Here is a 15,062-nt window from a genome sequence, read left to right on the forward strand (position 1 = left end):
GAGTGTTCGTGTCGAGAGCGACTGTCCGTCGCTCGGCTTACTTGTGCGCGAAGTAGACGACCGTCTCGTCGTCGCCGCGGTCGTCCACGCGGACGAAGCCGACGCGCTCGAACTGGACGAGTTCGTCCTCGGGCACGTCGCCGAAGTCGGGCTCAGCGACGCCCGTCACGTCGCCGTCCATGGTGCGCATGCGGACCGAGACGCCGTCGGTCGGGACCCAGTGAATCACGGCCACGTCGCCCTCGCGGACCACGTCGAGGTCGTCGCCGGTGGCGACGAGCGAGTCGCCCTCGCGGCGGACCGCGCCGAAGCCCTTCAGCCAGACGCGCTCGCCCTCGGCGGGCACGTCGCCCGATTCGAGGCGGACGCTGTCGCCGACGGGGATGTCGCGGGTGCCGCGCTCCTCGAAGCTCGGGTGAAGCGGCGGGTGGGCGCTGTCGGGGCCGCCCTCGACGGCGAACTCCTCTCCATCTCGGACGAGGAAGTAGCGGTCCGTCTCGTCGTCAACGAGGTCGCGGTTGTTCGCGTAGACGGTCGACATCGAGAGGTCGACGTTCGACGTGGAGGTGCCGAGGCCGACCATCGCGTCCACGATGGCCTGCCCGCGGATGCCGCGGCGACGGAGGCTCTTGATGGTCGGCACGCGCGGGTCGTCCCAGCCTTCGACCTCGCCCGCGTCGATGAGCTCCTTGATGCTCGACGTGGACATCTTCACGTCGTAGGCGTCGACCTGCACGTGGCCCCAGTGGACGACCTCGGGGTAGTCCCAGTCGAAGTAGTCGTAGACGAACTGCTGGCGCTTCGCGGAGTCCTGCAGGTCGATGCCGCGGATGATGTGGGTGACGCCCGTGAGGTGGTCGTCGACGCCGGACTGGAAGTCGAGCATCGGCCACGCGCGGTAGTCGGCCGCCTCCTCGCGGGGGTGCGGCGTGTCTATCATGCGGAAGGCGACCCAGTCGCGGAGCGCGGGGTTCTTGTGTTCGATGTCGGTCTTGACGCGGAGGACCATCTCGCCCGAGCTGTACTCGCCTGCGACCATGTCCTCGAACTCCTCGCGGGTCGTCTCGGAGTCCTTGTCGCGGTGCGGACACGGCTTCCCGTCGTTCTTCAGGTTCGAGAACGCCTCGCCCGAACACGAGCAGGTGTACGCGCCGCCCATCTCGATGAGTTCGCGGGCGTAGTCGTAGTACGTCTCCACACGGTCCGAGGCGCGAATCACGTCGTCGGGCTCGAACCCGAGGTAGTCGATGTCGTCGAGGATGGCGTCGTACGCGGTCAGGTCCGGCCGCTTCGTCTCCGGGTCGGTGTCGTCGAACCGGACGATAAAGGAGCCGTCGTACATCTCCTTGTACGTCCCGATGACCGCGGGCATGCGGGCGTGGCCGAGGTGCCACGGGCCGTTGGGGTTCGGCGCGGCGCGCATGCGGACCTCGTCGTAGTCCTCGGCGTTCGGAAGGTCGGGAAGGAGCGAGTCGTCCGCTTCCTCCTCGGCTTCCATCTCGGCGAGTTCCTCGGGCGCGAGCTCTTCGAGTCGCTCGCGCTTTTCGCCCGCCGACAGCCGATTGACCTCGGCGACGACGGGGCCGATGAGGCCCGGAATCTCGCCGCCGTGCTGTCGGAAGTCGGGGTTCTCGCCCATCAGCGGGCCCATAATCGCGCCCACGTCGGCGTCGCTGTCGTGTTTGACCGCGTTGAGAAGCGCGTGCTTCTCGGCCTCTCGCTCGATGCGCTCTCGAAGCTCGTCGTCCATTACCGTTCGCTTCCGCGGCGCGCCTAAAAACAGGCCCGGATTGCGGGGACGGGTCCTCGCGCGGGCAGGGGTACGTCATATGTTAGCACTTCGGAGTAGATATGAGTTACGGCGGGGCTCGGGGACCGAACGGGTCGAAGAGAAAACCGCACGGCCGGCGTCCGCGGTTCGCGGCGGGCGCGCCGCGCGCTCAGTAGCCGCGGGTGATGAGGTAGTCCGCGATGTCGCACAGCAGGTCGCGGGCCTCGTTGTCCGGGAGGACGTCGAGCCGCGACTTGGCCTGCTCGGTGAGGTCTTCGGCCATCTCGCGGGCGTAGTCGATGCTTCCCGCCTCGTTCAGTTCGGCGACAGCGGCTTCAACGGCGTCTTCGGTGAGTTCCTCGGCCGTCTCGGCGTCGACGAGGTCGTCCACGTCGATGCCCTGCTGGCGCGCGTGAAGCGAGATGATGGTCTCTTTGTTCTCCACGAGGTCCGAGCCGCGCTGTTTGCCGAGCTGGTCGGACGGCACGGTCAGGTCGAGCACGTCGTCCTGAATCTGGAACGCGCTCCCGGACTCGATGCCGTACTGGTAGAGCGCCTCGACGACCTCGTCGTCGGCGCCCATGATGACCGCCGGGACGGCGGCGGCGGTCCCGTAGAGAACCGCCGTCTTCAGCTCGACCATCTGGAGGTACTCGTCGGGGAGCACCTCGGTGCGGCGCTCGAACTCGATGTCGAGCGCCTGCCCCTCGCAGATCTGCGTGCAGGTGGTCGCGAGCCGGCGGACGGCTTCGAGGCCGTCGGCGGGGTCCGCGCCCGTCTTCGTCAGGAGTTCGAACGCCTTGGCGTACAGCGTGTCGCCGGCGAGGATGGCGGTCGAGGTGTCGTACTCCTTGTGGACCGCCGGAACGCCGCGACGGAGGTCGTCGTCGTCCATGATGTCGTCGTGGATGAGCGTGAACGACTGGATGACCTCGATGCTCACGGCGGCGACCAGCACGTCGATGGCGTCGCCCGCGAGCGTCGGGAACGCCCGGTAGTCCTCCGACATCGGTTCGACGTCCGCGAGGGACTCCGCGGTCAGGAGGGAGACGGTCGGCCGGAGGCGCTTGCCGCCGGCTTTCAGGAGGTACCGGGTGGCCTCGTAGAGCCGTTCGGGCTCGGCCATCGGCACGTCCTCGTCGAGCGCGTCGTTGACGAGCTCGCGTCGCTCGCGAATCGCCTCGAGCACCCGCTTTTCCGTCGCGTCGGGAGTCATCACTCCACCAGCTGGATCATGTTGCCGTTCCGCGTGACGTGGAGGTCGCGACCGAGGGCGTAGCCCTGACTCTCCGCGAGGTCCACGTACGGAGCGAAGCCTTTCAGGTTCTGGTGAGCCGGGATGACGTGCTGGGGCTGGAGCGCCTGCAACATCTCGTAGTGGCCCTCCTCGCGGAGGTGGCCCGAGACGTGAATCTCGTCGTAGATGCGCGCGCCCTGCATGCGCAGGAGGCGCTCGGACTGGTAGCGCTGGCCCTCGTTCGTCGGCTCCGGGATGACCCGCGCCGAGAAGATGACCTTGTCGCCGTCGTCGATCTCGTACGGCGTCTCGCCGCGGCCCATGCGGGTGAGCATCGCGCGCGGCTCGCCTTGGTGGCCCGTGACGATGGGCAGGTAGTTCTCCTTGCCCTCCTTCATGATTCGCTTGAAGGTGCGGTCGACGGACTTGCGGTGGCCGTACATCCCGAGGTCGTCGGGGAGGTCGACGAAGCCGAGGCGCTCGGCGGTGCCGGAGTACTTCTCCATCGAGCGGCCGAGGAGGACCGGCTGGCGGCCGATGTCCTTGGCGAACTCGACGAGCGAGGAGACCCGGGAGATGTGCGACGAGAACGTCGTCGCCACGATGCCGCCGTCGTAGTCCTCGACGGAGGTCATCACGTCTTTGAGGTGGCGGCGCGCGACGGACTCGGAGGGCGTGCGGCCCTTCCGGCCGGCGTTCGTACAGTCTTCGATGTACGCGAGCACGCCGTTGCCCTCCCGGCCGATCTCGCGGAAGCGCTTCATGTCGATGGGGTCTTCGAGGACCGGCGAGTGGTCCATGCGCTTGTCGAGACCGTAGACGATTGCGCCCTCGGGCGTGTGGATGACCGGGTTGATGGCGTCGATGATGGAGTGGGTGACGTGGACGAATTCGAGTTCGACCTGTCCGGAGTCACCGATGGACATCGTCGACCCGGCTTCCATCTTGACGAGGTCGTTGTTGACGTTGAACTTGTTCTCGCCTTCGATCTGCTGTTTCACCAGTTCGATGGTGAAGGGCGTGGCGACGACGGGGGCGTCGTAGCGGTGGGCGAGCTTGGAGATGGCCCCGATGTGGTCGAGGTGGCCGTGCGTGGGGACGATGGCCTGCACGTCTCCTTCGAGGTCGCTCATGACCCGGTCGTCCGGGATAGCGCCCATGTCGATGAGGTCGAGGCTGTGCATCTTTTCGGTCTCGACGTTGTCGTGGATGAGGACCTGCGACAGGTTGAGACCCATGTCGAAGACGACGACGTCGTCTCCGGCACGGACGGCCGTCATCTGACGGCCGACTTCTTCGTATCCGCCTATGGTTGCGATTTCGATTTCCATGGTTTGTGTCTCGATATTCCGAGCATCGAAAGCCACGATGTGGCGAAGGTGCTCACGGAAAGACGGGTGTCTGGGGGCCACCGGCCCCGGCGTCTTGCAGCTCGTCGGTCGAATGACCCCGCGTGCGAGACGGCCCGAATCGGTCGAACTGGGCGCGCCCGCACTTACCCGCGGGTTTCTGGTACTGAGTTCTACTCACGGGGGGACTAAAAACTACGTGGGTTCACCGCGTCCGTACGCTCGCACCCGTGCGAGTCCCTCGCGCGATTCGCGGTCACCCGTCTGTTCGACGACGATTTCGCCCCCGAACGACCGGGTTCGAAGCGATTTCGCACTGTCGGTCCGGCACATTTAAGACAACTACGAGACGGATTTGATGCATGAGCGGCCGACCCCTCGACGTCCTCGAAGCGTCACTCGACGAGCCGGTGACGGTTCTCCTCAAGGACGGAAACGCGTACTTCGGCGTCCTCGCTGGTTACGACCAGCACATGAACGTCGTACTCGAAGAAGCGCTGGACGAAGACACCGTGCCCGGGGATATCGAACTCGAGCAAGTCCAAGACACAACCATTATACGCGGCGATAACGTCGTCACCATCAAAGCATGACGGGTGCAGGAACCCCCAGCCAAGGAAAGAAGAACAAGACGACGCACGTCAAGTGCCGTCGCTGCGGCGAGAAGTCCTACCACGTGAAGAAGAAGGTCTGCTCGTCTTGCGGCTTCGGTAAGTCGAAGAAGCGTCGGAGCTACGCCTGGCAGTCGAAGTCCGGCGACAACTAACGACTCTCGACGGTCTCCGACCGTCTCTGTCTTCTCTCTCGCCGTCTGCGGCGAGAACGAACCCGCGTTCCTGACTCCCGGTTCGTCCTCGCGTCCGTGACACTCGCTAGCACCGAGTACGTGTCCTCGACACTCGCCGACTGCGTGCGCTCTTCCTCGCGTGTCGTCGCCGCCGCGGTCGCCTTCGTCACTGTCTCTCCGACGAGCGCTGTCGTCATCTCTGCGACTACCAGCGTCGCCGTGGCTGTCGTCATCGCGCTTCCCCGCGTCGTCGCCCGCAGTTCCGTCGCACGCTGAGATGTGCACTCATGTGCATACTTTCCGGTTTCGGAACCCGTCGTTACTGCATAAGGACGGGTTTTTTACCCCCTCGACTCTCTATCATCTTCCATGGTAACTGGGCGGGACGACTCCCACCACCACATCGGCGGACCGACCGAGAAGTGCGGTGTCGTCGGCGTCGCACTCGGCGGTCGAGACGCCGCACGGCCCCTCTACTACTCGCTGTACGCCCTCCAGCACCGGGGCCAAGAGTCGGCAGGCATCGTCACCCACGACGGGTTCCAACAGCACAGTCACGTCCAGATGGGTCTCGTCGGCGACGCGTTCGACGCCGACGACCTCGACGGCCTGAAGGGCGAGGCCGGCATCGGTCACGTCCGCTACCCCACCGCGGGCGACGTGTCGAAGTCGTGCGCCCAGCCGTTCGCCGTCTCCTTTAAGTCGGGGTCGCTCGGCCTCGCGCACAACGGCAACCTCGTCAACGCCGACGAACTCCGCGACGAACTGGAGAACTTCGGCCACGCCTTCACCTCCACGGGCGACACCGAGGTCATCGCCCACGACCTCGCGCGCAACCTCCTCGAAGAGGACCTCGTCCGCGCCGTCAAGCGGACCATGGAGCGCATCCACGGCTCGTACGCGCTCACCATCATGCACGACGAGACGGTCCTCGGCGTGCGTGACCCCGAAGGGAACCGTCCGCTCTGTATCGGGAAAGTCGACGACGGCTACGTGCTCGCCTCCGAGTCTGCCGCCATCGACACGCTCGACGGCGAGCTCGTCCGCGACGTGAAACCGGGCGAGCTCGTCGTCCTCGACCCCGACGGAAGCGGCTTCGACTCGTATCAACTGGTCGAACGCGACAACACGGCCCACTGCTTTTTCGAACACATCTACTTCGCCCGCCCGGACTCCGTGATGAACGACACCCTCGTCTACGAGGTCCGCCGCGGGCTCGGCCGGAAGCTCTGGGACGAAAACGGCGTCGACACCGACGTGGTCATGCCCGTGCCCGACTCGGGCCGCGCGTTCGCCTCCGGCTACGCCGAGGCCGCACAGGAGGACGACGCGACGGTCGAGTTCGCCGAGGGGCTGATGAAGAACCGCTACGTCGGCCGGACGTTCATCATGCCGACCCAAGACGAACGCGAGCGCGCCGTCCGCCTCAAGCTCAACCCCATCAAGAGCACCGTCGAGGGGAAGTCCGTGACGCTCATCGACGACAGCATCGTCCGCGGGACGACGTCGAACCAGCTCGTCCAACTGCTGTACGACGCCGGCGCGACCGAGGTCCACATGCGCATCGGCGCGCCGCCCATCGTCGCGCCCTGCTACATGGGCATCAACATGGCCACCCGCGAGGAACTCATCGCCTCGGACAAGTCCGTCGAGGAGGTCCGCGACACCATCGACGCCGACAGCCTCGGCTACCTCTCTATCGACGCCGTCGCCGAGGTGCTCGAAAAGTCCCGCGCCGACCTCTGTCTCGGCTGTGTCACCGGCGAGTACCCCTACGACATCGACGGCGAGGAGACCGACCGCGACGTGAGTCGCCCCGTCGTCGGTGCCGAAGCGCCGCTGAGCGACTGAGTTCCACTCGTCTCGTCCCCCCGACCTATCGCTCCGCCTGACAGTCACCGAGAGCCTCGATAGCATAATCAACGCGGCCTTTCTTTTCTCTCGCGCCCGTCGTTCGAACCGTACTCCGACTCGCCGAGGACCGGGTTGCGAGCGGAGTACGGAGTGCGAATCGACGGGGTGGTGTAACACCGCGGGAGGGCCCGCACATCCTGTCTCTGTGACCTGCCGGTCGCACCGCGTACTACCGCCCGTCCGCACCGGCCCTCGGGCCGCGCGCCCGCCGCGGGCGTCGGACGGGTACTCCCTTTGAACGGCCGAGCGGCGGTGCTCGCCGACTCCCGCCTCAGTAGACGACGTAAAGGAGGGCGTAGACGACGTTTCCGAGGACGAACGAGACGAGCCACAGCGAGGCGGCGACGCGGCCGAACCGGGCGTGCTCGGTGCCGAAGACCTCCGTTATCGGCCGCGTCAGCGCCAACAGCAGGACGTAGTAGACGACGGGAACGCAGACGACGGCGAGGAGGATGTGAATCGCCAGCGTCGGGAGGTAGACGAACTGGTAGACCGCGTCGGGGCCGGGGAACTCCGCGGTCCCCTGCACGACGACCTTGTAGAGATAGAGGACGAGGAACGTCGCAAAGAGGAGAAAGGAGGCGAGCATCATGCGCCGGTGGCGCTCGATTTCGCCGCGGCGGACGAACCGGACGCCGGCGAGGATGGTGACGATGGCGACGGTGCTGATGACCGCGTTGACGTGCGGAATCGCGTTCAGCGCGGCCGCCGGCGCGGTCGGAATCGCGGCGCGGGGAATCGCGCCGAGCGCCGCGCCGAAGACGAGCGCGAGCGACAGCACCGAGAGGAGAGCGGTCAGTCCGCGGACGTGGTCGCGTGCTCGGAACTCCATGGGCGTATTCCGGGGCCGCGAGGCCAAAATCGTTCTGTCGGCCGCCCGCGGCACGACGCCTGCAAACGCCCGACATTGCCGAGTCGAAAGGAAAGTCATTTAAATTACCGCGGGGTAACGGAGAGTGCAGTAAGACACAGCGAGCGTGGGTAGCCAAGCCAGGCCAACGGCGCAGCGTTGAGGGCGCTGTCCTGTAGAGGTCCGCCGGTTCAAATCCGGTCCCACGCATCGCAAGATGCAGGTGACGTCCCTACACGGACATCACCCACGCACAATCCTTCCACGAAACTACACCCCGAGAGGTGTGCCTCTCTGGATTTCTCTGAACTGCTTCCTGGTAGGAATATCTCTCCGAGCGACTCGCTATTCACCGACCAGCGACCGCATCGGCTCCGACTTCGGACACCCGCAGTCGCCCCCGTGCCGCGAGTTTAAAAGGGTCGAACGAGTAACACGGGGCATGGCCAAGTACTCGACGAACCGGGGCGGTGGCGGCGGTGACGGCGACAGCTGCGAACTCTGCGGCCGAAGCACCGCGAAGCTCCGGCGCGCGAACGTGGCCGGCGCGGACCTGTTGGTCTGTCCGGACTGCGCGCCGCACGGCGAGAACCGCCACGCCGACCGAAAGAGCGGGTCGAGTGACTCCTCCCGGGACGGTTCCTCGGGGAACCGAAAGAAGCGCGCCGCCCAGCGGACGGCGAAGATGTACGACAGCGCGAAGGGCGACTCCAAGCACTGGGAGGAGAAAGGGACGAACTACGAGAAAGACCGGCTTCCCTACCTCGTTTCCGGCTACGGCGGCGTCGTCGAATCCGCCCGGCAGGACGCCGGCCTCCAACTCGCCGAGCTCGCCGACGAACTCGACCTCGACGAGAAGCAACTGCTCGCCATCGAGCAGGGCCGCGCCACGCGGGCGAACGTCGGCGGGTCGGCCATCCGCGCGCTCGAAGAGCGCCTCGACGTGACCCTCGTCGACGAGTAGCACGATTTTTCTCGGTCGGGCGTCTCGACGCGCACATGTCCGACTCACTCGCACCCGAGTCGCCGACGGTCCGGGCGTTCGACGCGACGGTGACGCGCGTCGACGGTCGGTCGGTCACTCTCGACGAGACGTACTTCTACCCCGAAGGCGGCGGCCAGCCCGCGGACCGGGGCGTTCTCGGCGGCGTCGATATCGAACACGTCCGCACGGACGCCGACGGCGCGGTCGTCCACGACCTCGCGGCGGACCCCGATTTCGGCGTCGGCGACGAGGTGACGGGCGTCGTCGACGACGACCTCCGAACGTACTGCATGCGGGCCCACACCGCCAGTCACGTCCTCTACGGCGCGGGTCGCCGTATCTTCGACGACCTCGGCTACGGCGGCTTCGACATCTCCGCGGAGAAGGTCCGCGTCGACTTCGAGACCTCGACCGAGGTCGACGACGACGCGCTCGTCGAACTGGAGCGCCTCGTCAACCGGGCGGTGTGGGACAGCCGCGAGGTGTCGTGGGAGGAGATTCCCGTCGCGGAGGCCCGCGAGCGCGAGGAAATCGCGTTCAACGTCAAGACCGAGGAGGGGGTCTTCGCCGACGCTGACGAGGTCCGCGTCGTCTCCATCGACGGCTGGGACTGGGCGGCCTGCGGCGGAACGCACGTCTCGAACACCGTCGAAATAGGACCGGTCGAGGTGCTCGGTCGGTCGAACCCCGGCGAGGGACTCACCCGGGTCGAGTTCGCGGTCGGTCCGTCGGCCATCGACCGCCGCGCCGAGGTCCGAACGTCCGCCTACGAGGCCGCCCGAGCGCTCGGGACGAACCTCGGTGGGCTGGGGGAGTCGGCCGCCGGAACCGCGGCCGCCCGCGAGGAACTGGAGTCCGAACTCGCCGACCTGAAATCCGAAGTCCTGCGCGCTCGCCTCGCGGACTTCGAGACGGTCGAGTGCGACGGGCTGACGTGGAACGTCGGCGCGGTCTCCGGCTTCGACGCGAACGAGGTCGGCGAGGCCGCCAAGGAGGCCCGCGACGGAGCCGACGTAGACGTGTTCGTCGCCGTCGGCGAGTCCGACGCGCCGTTCGTCGTCGTCGCCAGCGCCGGCGACGCGGCCGCCGGGGACGTCGTCGCCGAGGTGACAGACGAGTTCGGCGGCGGTGGCGGCGGTGGGCCGACCTTCGCGCAGGGCGGCGGCCTCGGCGCGTCGGCCGACGAGGTGCTGGCGTACCTGCGCGACTGAATACGCCCGTAGAGCGGCCGGTCTGCGCCGTGCTGACGCCCGGCGGACGACCGGCGGTTCAATCATCTTTTTCAATGATGGTCCGTACTCATCACCATGGAAACCGTAGGGTCTGCCACGGGTCTGACCGACGAGCAACGGGCCATCCGCGACGTGGTCCACGAGTTCGCCGTCGAGGAGATTCGCCCGACCGCACGCGAGGCCGACGAGACGGAGACGTTCCCGGAGGACGTGTGGGACGGTCTCGCCGAACTCGACCTGACCGGGCTGACCGTCCCCGAGGAGTACGGCGGGTTCGGCGCGGACCGCGCCACCTACGCCGTCGTCAACGAGGAGGTCGCCTACGGCCAACTCGCCGTCGCCACGGCGCTTTCCGTGCACTGTCTCGCCACCGAGTGCATCGCTGAGTTCGCCACTGACGAGCAGAAAGAGACGTGGCTCCCCGAGATGGCCCGCGGCCGGCCGGTCGGCATGTTCGCCCTCTCCGAACCGGACGCCGGGTCGAACCCGGCGGAGATGTCGACAGTCGCCCGGCGTGAGGGTGACGAGTACGTCATCAACGGGAAAAAGCAGTGGATAACGAACGGCCAGCGCGGCGGCGTCTGCGTCCTCTTCGCCAAGACCGACCCCGACGACCCCTCGTCGGTCACGCAGTTCCTCGTCCCGGAGTCGGCCGGCTACGAGGTCGGCAAGAAAGAGGAGAAACTCGGTCTCCGCGCGTCCGACACGACGGCGCTCCGCTTCGACGACGTGCGCATCCCGGCCGAAAACCGGCTCACCGAGGAGGGCAAGGGCCTCTCTGCGGCCTTCCGAATCCTGACCGGCGGCCGCATCGGCATCGCCTCGCAGGCCGTGGGACTCGCGCAGGCCGCGCTCGACGACGCCATCGACTACGCGAACGAGCGCGAGCAGTTCGACAAGCCCATCTCGAAGATTCAGGCGATTCGCCACAAAATTGCCGACATGGGCACGCAGGTCCACGCCTCGCGGATGCTCGTCCGCGAGGCCGCCCGCGTCGCCGACGCCGGTGACGACCCGCGGACCGCGGCGTCTATCGCGAAGTACTTCGCCAGCGAGGCCGCGGTCGACGTGACCAACGAGGCCGTGCAGGTCCACGGCGGCTACGGCTACACGACCGACTTCGACGTGGAGCGTTACTACCGCGACTCGAAGATTACGACCATCTACGAGGGGACCAGCGAGATTCAAAAGGAAATCATCGCGCGGTCGCTCCTCGACTGAACCGACGGCCCGACCTGCTTTTTCACCTGTCGCTCACGGACTCCGAGCGACCGTCGGGAGCCCTCGCTCGCGGACCACGTCGACGGCGGCGACGCCCGCGAGGAGGACGCATCCGAGAAGCGTCACCCACGCGCCGGCCGCCGAGACGAACGTCTCGTCCCACAGCTGGATGAACCGCAGGACCGCGACGGTGCCGACGACGCCGACGACGAGTTCCGCGCGGCGGGAGCGCCGTCCGGCGAGCGCGGCGAGAGAAAGCACGACGACCGTCGGGAGGAGGACGATGCCGTGAACGAGTTCCAGCCCGTTTCCCATGCCGCCGTAGTAGACTGAGATGACCGGCCCCTCGTGGGCCGGGTCGACCTGTATCCACGGGAGGAAGACGCCGGCCGCGACGACGAGCGACGGGAGGACCGGCGCGAGGCGTTCGCGGAACGGGGATGCCATATCGGAGGCGACGCCGGGTTTCCGTATAGGCCTTCTCCCGAAGCGTCTTTTCCCCGCGGCGCCCTACTGCGGGCAATGACGCTCCCCGACCTCTCGGCGTTCGACGCGGTCGTCTACGACCTCGACGGGACGCTCGTCGACCTCCGCGTCGACTGGAACGACACCGCCCGCGACGCCGCGGCCGTCCTGCGAGACGCCGGCGTCGACGCCGACTCGATGGACCTCTGGAAGATGCTCGACGCGGCCGACGAGGCGGGCGTCCGCGACGAACTGGAGCGGGAAATCGCGGCGCACGAGCGCGAGGGTGCGTGGGTTTCCGACCGCCTCCCACTTGCGGACCTCCTCGCCGAGGACGGCGTTCCCTCCGGCGTCTGCTCGCTCAACGCCGAGGACGCCTGCCGGGTCGCGCTCGACGTGCACGACCTCGCGGCCCACGTCGACGCCGTCGTCGGCCGCGACACCGTGGCGATGCAGAAGCCCGACCCGGAGCCGTTGCTCACGACGCTCGAACGCATGGCGGTCGGCCCCGACTCGGCCGTGTTCGTCGGCGACTCGGCCCGCGACGAGGTGACGGCCGACCGCGCGGGCGTCGCGTTCAGATACGTCGACGGCGGTCCATCCGGCGTCTGAGCGGAGTGGCAGAACGAAACGGGGCGAACAGGCGGCACGGCCGCTCCGCCGGGCGGCGTGCCGCGCTCCCGCGTCTCGCCCGGCGGCGATGCTCAACGCACGGGGACGCTGGCCGCGGCATTCGAGATAAACCTCCGTTTCGGCGCGGGCGTTAAGCCCGCCGAGTCCTACGCTCACCCATGGGATTTCCGGTCTCGTACTACTGTCCGCACTGCGGCGCGGTCGTCGAACTCGAACGCGACGGCTACCTGGCCGACAAGTCGGTGACGCCGTACCCCCTCGAAGGCTGGGCGTACGCCGACCCGACCGACGACTTCGAAGACACCGAGGGCGTCCGGTTCGTCTGCGGCGAGGGCGAGCGTGAAGGTGAGGGCGAAGGAGAGAGCGATTCGCCCCTGTCGTGGACCGGCGACGTGGTCGACGCCGACGACGTGGAGCGCCCCGGATTGGCGTCGCCGTGCGGCCGCGAGTTCTACCTCTCGTTCGTCAGGTACGAAGACGGCCGCGAGGTCGAGGCGGTCCCCGAAAGGGACTACGTCGTCATCGGCGGGCGAGGGCCCTCTGGGCCGGCCGGACCCGGCGGCCCGAACGCGGGGCCGCGCGGTCCCGGCGGGTTCTGAACTTTCGGCGCGACTCGCGCACCCGTGCGCTCCGAGACGATGTCTTCGTGTCGTGCGAACGCGCGTCCCTCCGTATTCAATAGCTCACGCGTCGACTATCAACCATGGTTCCCATTCAGTCCTCCTTCGGCCTCGGCGACGTGCTGTTCTTCGTGCCGTTCGTCGCCCTCGCCGTCGTCGTCTTCGCGTTCGCCGCCGCGGTGGTCTACCTCGAACACAGAAAGGAGATGGCGCTCATCGAGAGCGGCCACTACGACGAGGTCGACCGCGACCCGCGGGCGTGGATTCTCGGCGGCGGCCTGCTCGTCCTCGCTATCGGCCTCGGGAGCGTCGTCTCGGCGCTCCTCTCGGGGGGCGCGGTCGGCGACGGCGCGACCGCGGTGTTCGTCGGCCTCGCGGCGCTCGCGTACTACTTCTACAAGCGCCGCGCGGTCGGGACGACCGTCGCCTGAGCCGCGGACACGGGTCAGGTCGGGCCGTGTCGGGTCGGCGACTCAGCCCTTGATGTTGCAGACGGGGAACGTCCGCGCGACCTTGTCGCCGATGCCCAGTTCGTCGGAGACGCGGACGACTTCGTCGACGTCCTTGTAGACGCCCGGCGCTTCTTCGGCGACCGTCGCGCCCGACTGGGCCTTCACGTATATCTTCTCCTGCTCGCGGAGTTCGTCTCGCACCGTCTCGCCCCAGTACTCCTGTTTCGCCTTGGTTCGGCTCATGAGCCGGCCCGCGCCGTGGGCCGTCGAGCCGAAGGTGAGGTCGAGCGACCGGTCGCCGCCGCGGAGGACGTAGCTCCCCGCGCCCATGCTCCCGGGGATGATGACCGGCTGGCCCACGTCGGCGTAGGCGGGCGGGAGTTCGGGTCGGCCCGCGGGGAACGCCCGCGTCGCGCCCTTCCGGTGGACGTAGAGTTCGCGCTCCTCGCCGTCGACTTCGTGGACCTCCTTCTTGGCGATGTTGTGGGCGACGTCGTACAACAGGCGCATCTCCATGTCGCGCCAGTCGCGGTCGAACACGTCGGCGAACACCTCGCGCGTGCGGTGCATGATGAGCTGTCGGTTCACCCACGCGAAGTTGATGGCGGCGCACATCGCGCCGTAGTACTCCTCTGCGAGTTCGGAGCCGGCGGGCGCGGCCGCGAGCTCCTTGTCCGGCAGGTCGTCGAGCAGGTCCTTGTGTTCCTTCTCGATGCGCCGGAGGTAGTCGGTGCAGGTCTGGTGGCCGAGCCCGCGCGAGCCGCAGTGGATGAGCACGACGATTTGGTCGGCTTCGAGGCCGAACGACTCGGCCACGTCGTCGCGGTAGATGTCGGTGACGCGCTGGACTTCGAGGAAGTGGTTTCCGGAGCCGAGACTGCCGATTTGGTTGCGGCCGCGGTCTTTCGCCTTCTGGGAGACGAACTCGGGGCGGGCGTCGTCGCGGAAGCCCTCGTCCTCGCAGTGGGCGAGGTCGTCGTCCGTGGCGTAGCCGGCGTCGACCGCCCAGCGCATCCCGCGGGCGAGGATGTCCTCGATGGTCTCGGCGTCGCCCTTGACGACGCCGCCGCCGCCGAGGCCAGAGGGGACGGCCTCGAACAGGGCGTCGACCAGTTCCTCCTCGTGGCCCCGGAGGTCCTCGTAGGTGAGGTTCGTCGTCATCATGCGCACGCCGCAGTTGATGTCGTAGCCGACCGCGCCGGGCGAGATACAGCCGTCCGTGGTGTCGGTCGCGCCGACGCCGCCGACGGGGAAGCCGTAGCCCTGGTGGCCGTCGGGCATACAGATGGCGTGGTTGGCGATGCCCGGCAGGTGGGTCGCGTTCCGGAGCTGTTCGAGCGTCTTGTCGTCGCCGATGTGGTCGAGCAACGCCTCGGAGGCCAGCACCCGCGCGGGGGCATTCATCTCGCCCTCCTGCGGAATCTCCCAGACGTGCTCGCGAACCCGTCGCAGTTCGATGTCGCCGAACTCGCGCGTTTCCATACGCGGACAATCGACGCGGCGACTCAATAGGATTCCGTCACGCCGCGAGCGCCCGCGGCGCGCC

General features: G+C 67.5%; 16 protein-coding genes and 1 tRNA gene. 10 read left to right on the forward strand and 7 right to left on the reverse strand.

The features are described from left to right. Positions 1–37: 37 nt before the first annotated feature. The 3 genes from C441_RS11260 to C441_RS11270 all read right to left on the reverse strand — a co-directional run bounded on the left by C441_RS11260 (position 38) and on the right by C441_RS11270 (position 4,339). The gene (locus C441_RS11260; RefSeq protein WP_007275187.1) at positions 38–1,750 is read right to left on the reverse strand and encodes a glutamate--tRNA ligase; all 1,713 of its coding nucleotides are present in this window, start codon (positions 1,748–1,750) and stop codon (positions 38–40) included. A 190-nt stretch (positions 1,751–1,940) separates the two neighbouring features. Further along, positions 1,941–2,987: a geranylfarnesyl diphosphate synthase gene (gene idsA3 / locus C441_RS11265; RefSeq protein ID WP_004969403.1), complete on the reverse strand. Its 1,047-nt coding sequence runs from the start codon at positions 2,985–2,987 to the stop codon at positions 1,941–1,943. Next, positions 2,987–4,339, reverse strand: coding sequence for a ribonuclease J (locus C441_RS11270; RefSeq protein ID WP_004061394.1), 1,353 nt, complete (start codon positions 4,337–4,339; stop codon positions 2,987–2,989). Before C441_RS11270 ends, idsA3 begins: the two co-directional genes overlap by 1 nt. Positions 4,340–4,719: 380 nt before the next feature. Between C441_RS11270 and C441_RS11275 the strand changes: the two genes are divergently transcribed. After that, positions 4,720–4,950, forward strand: coding sequence for an LSM domain-containing protein (locus C441_RS11275; RefSeq protein WP_004042938.1), 231 nt, complete (start codon positions 4,720–4,722; stop codon positions 4,948–4,950). Next, a complete protein-coding gene (locus tag C441_RS19045) occupies positions 4,947–5,123 on the forward strand; it encodes a 50S ribosomal protein L37e (protein ID WP_004042936.1) in 177 nt (58 codons plus the stop codon). The genes C441_RS11275 and C441_RS19045 overlap by 4 nt, the downstream gene beginning before the upstream one ends. On the opposite strand, the gene C441_RS19715 is transcribed toward C441_RS19045, so the two are convergent. Continuing rightward, positions 5,120–5,377: a hypothetical protein gene (locus C441_RS19715; protein ID WP_161618820.1), complete on the reverse strand. Its 258-nt coding sequence runs from the start codon at positions 5,375–5,377 to the stop codon at positions 5,120–5,122. The two genes, C441_RS19045 and C441_RS19715, sit on opposite strands and share 4 nt — an antisense overlap. A 136-nt stretch (positions 5,378–5,513) precedes the next feature. On the opposite strand from C441_RS19715, the gene purF reads away from it, so the two are divergent. Next, positions 5,514–6,995 carry an amidophosphoribosyltransferase gene (gene purF / locus C441_RS11285; protein WP_007275189.1) on the forward strand — a complete coding sequence of 494 codons (1,482 nt, stop codon included), beginning with the start codon at positions 5,514–5,516 and terminating at the stop codon, positions 6,993–6,995. A 334-nt stretch (positions 6,996–7,329) separates the two neighbouring features. On the opposite strand, the gene C441_RS11290 is transcribed toward purF, so the two are convergent. Then, complete coding sequence (locus tag C441_RS11290) at positions 7,330–7,890, reverse strand: DUF420 domain-containing protein (protein ID WP_007275190.1); 561 nt, start codon at positions 7,888–7,890, stop codon at positions 7,330–7,332. A gap of 143 nt (positions 7,891–8,033) precedes the next feature. Between C441_RS11290 and C441_RS11295 the strand changes: the two genes are divergently transcribed. The 4 genes from C441_RS11295 to C441_RS11310 all read left to right on the forward strand — a co-directional run bounded on the left by C441_RS11295 (position 8,034) and on the right by C441_RS11310 (position 11,346). Next, positions 8,034–8,118: transfer RNA gene (locus C441_RS11295), tRNA-Leu, on the forward strand. A 232-nt stretch (positions 8,119–8,350) separates the two neighbouring features. Further along, entirely contained in the window at positions 8,351–8,872 is a 522-nt protein-coding gene (locus C441_RS11300) for a helix-turn-helix domain-containing protein (protein WP_007275191.1), read from the forward strand. A 35-nt stretch (positions 8,873–8,907) separates the two neighbouring features. Next, positions 8,908–10,104, forward strand: a complete 1,197-nt coding sequence (locus C441_RS11305) for an alanyl-tRNA editing protein (RefSeq protein WP_007275192.1) — start codon at positions 8,908–8,910, stop codon at positions 10,102–10,104. A gap of 96 nt (positions 10,105–10,200) precedes the next feature. Further along, entirely contained in the window at positions 10,201–11,346 is a 1,146-nt protein-coding gene (locus C441_RS11310) for an acyl-CoA dehydrogenase family protein (protein WP_049920555.1), read from the forward strand. 33 nt (positions 11,347–11,379) lie between these two features. On the opposite strand, the gene C441_RS11315 is transcribed toward C441_RS11310, so the two are convergent. Beyond that, positions 11,380–11,793: a hypothetical protein gene (locus tag C441_RS11315; protein ID WP_007275194.1), complete on the reverse strand. Its 414-nt coding sequence runs from the start codon at positions 11,791–11,793 to the stop codon at positions 11,380–11,382. 75 nt (positions 11,794–11,868) lie between these two features. Here C441_RS11315 and C441_RS11320 point away from each other — a divergent pair, with 75 nt between their 5' ends. From C441_RS11320 to C441_RS11330, 3 genes are all read left to right on the forward strand, one after another. After that, positions 11,869–12,423: an HAD family hydrolase gene (locus tag C441_RS11320; RefSeq protein ID WP_007275195.1), complete on the forward strand. Its 555-nt coding sequence runs from the start codon at positions 11,869–11,871 to the stop codon at positions 12,421–12,423. A gap of 179 nt (positions 12,424–12,602) precedes the next feature. Next, positions 12,603–13,043 carry a hypothetical protein gene (locus C441_RS11325; protein WP_007275196.1) on the forward strand — a complete coding sequence of 147 codons (441 nt, stop codon included), beginning with the start codon at positions 12,603–12,605 and terminating at the stop codon, positions 13,041–13,043. A gap of 104 nt (positions 13,044–13,147) precedes the next feature. Further along, positions 13,148–13,495 (forward strand): hypothetical protein, encoded by a 348-nt coding sequence (locus tag C441_RS11330; RefSeq protein ID WP_007275197.1) that lies wholly within the window; start codon positions 13,148–13,150, stop codon positions 13,493–13,495. A gap of 42 nt (positions 13,496–13,537) precedes the next feature. On the opposite strand, the gene C441_RS11335 is transcribed toward C441_RS11330, so the two are convergent. Beyond that, positions 13,538–14,998, reverse strand: coding sequence for an RtcB family protein (locus C441_RS11335; protein ID WP_007275198.1), 1,461 nt, complete (start codon positions 14,996–14,998; stop codon positions 13,538–13,540). Positions 14,999–15,062: the final 64 nt, after the last annotated feature.

It is taken from the genome of Haloferax sulfurifontis ATCC BAA-897 (genome assembly GCF_000337835.1).
In the GTDB taxonomy this organism is placed as follows: domain Archaea; phylum Halobacteriota; class Halobacteria; order Halobacteriales; family Haloferacaceae; genus Haloferax; species Haloferax denitrificans.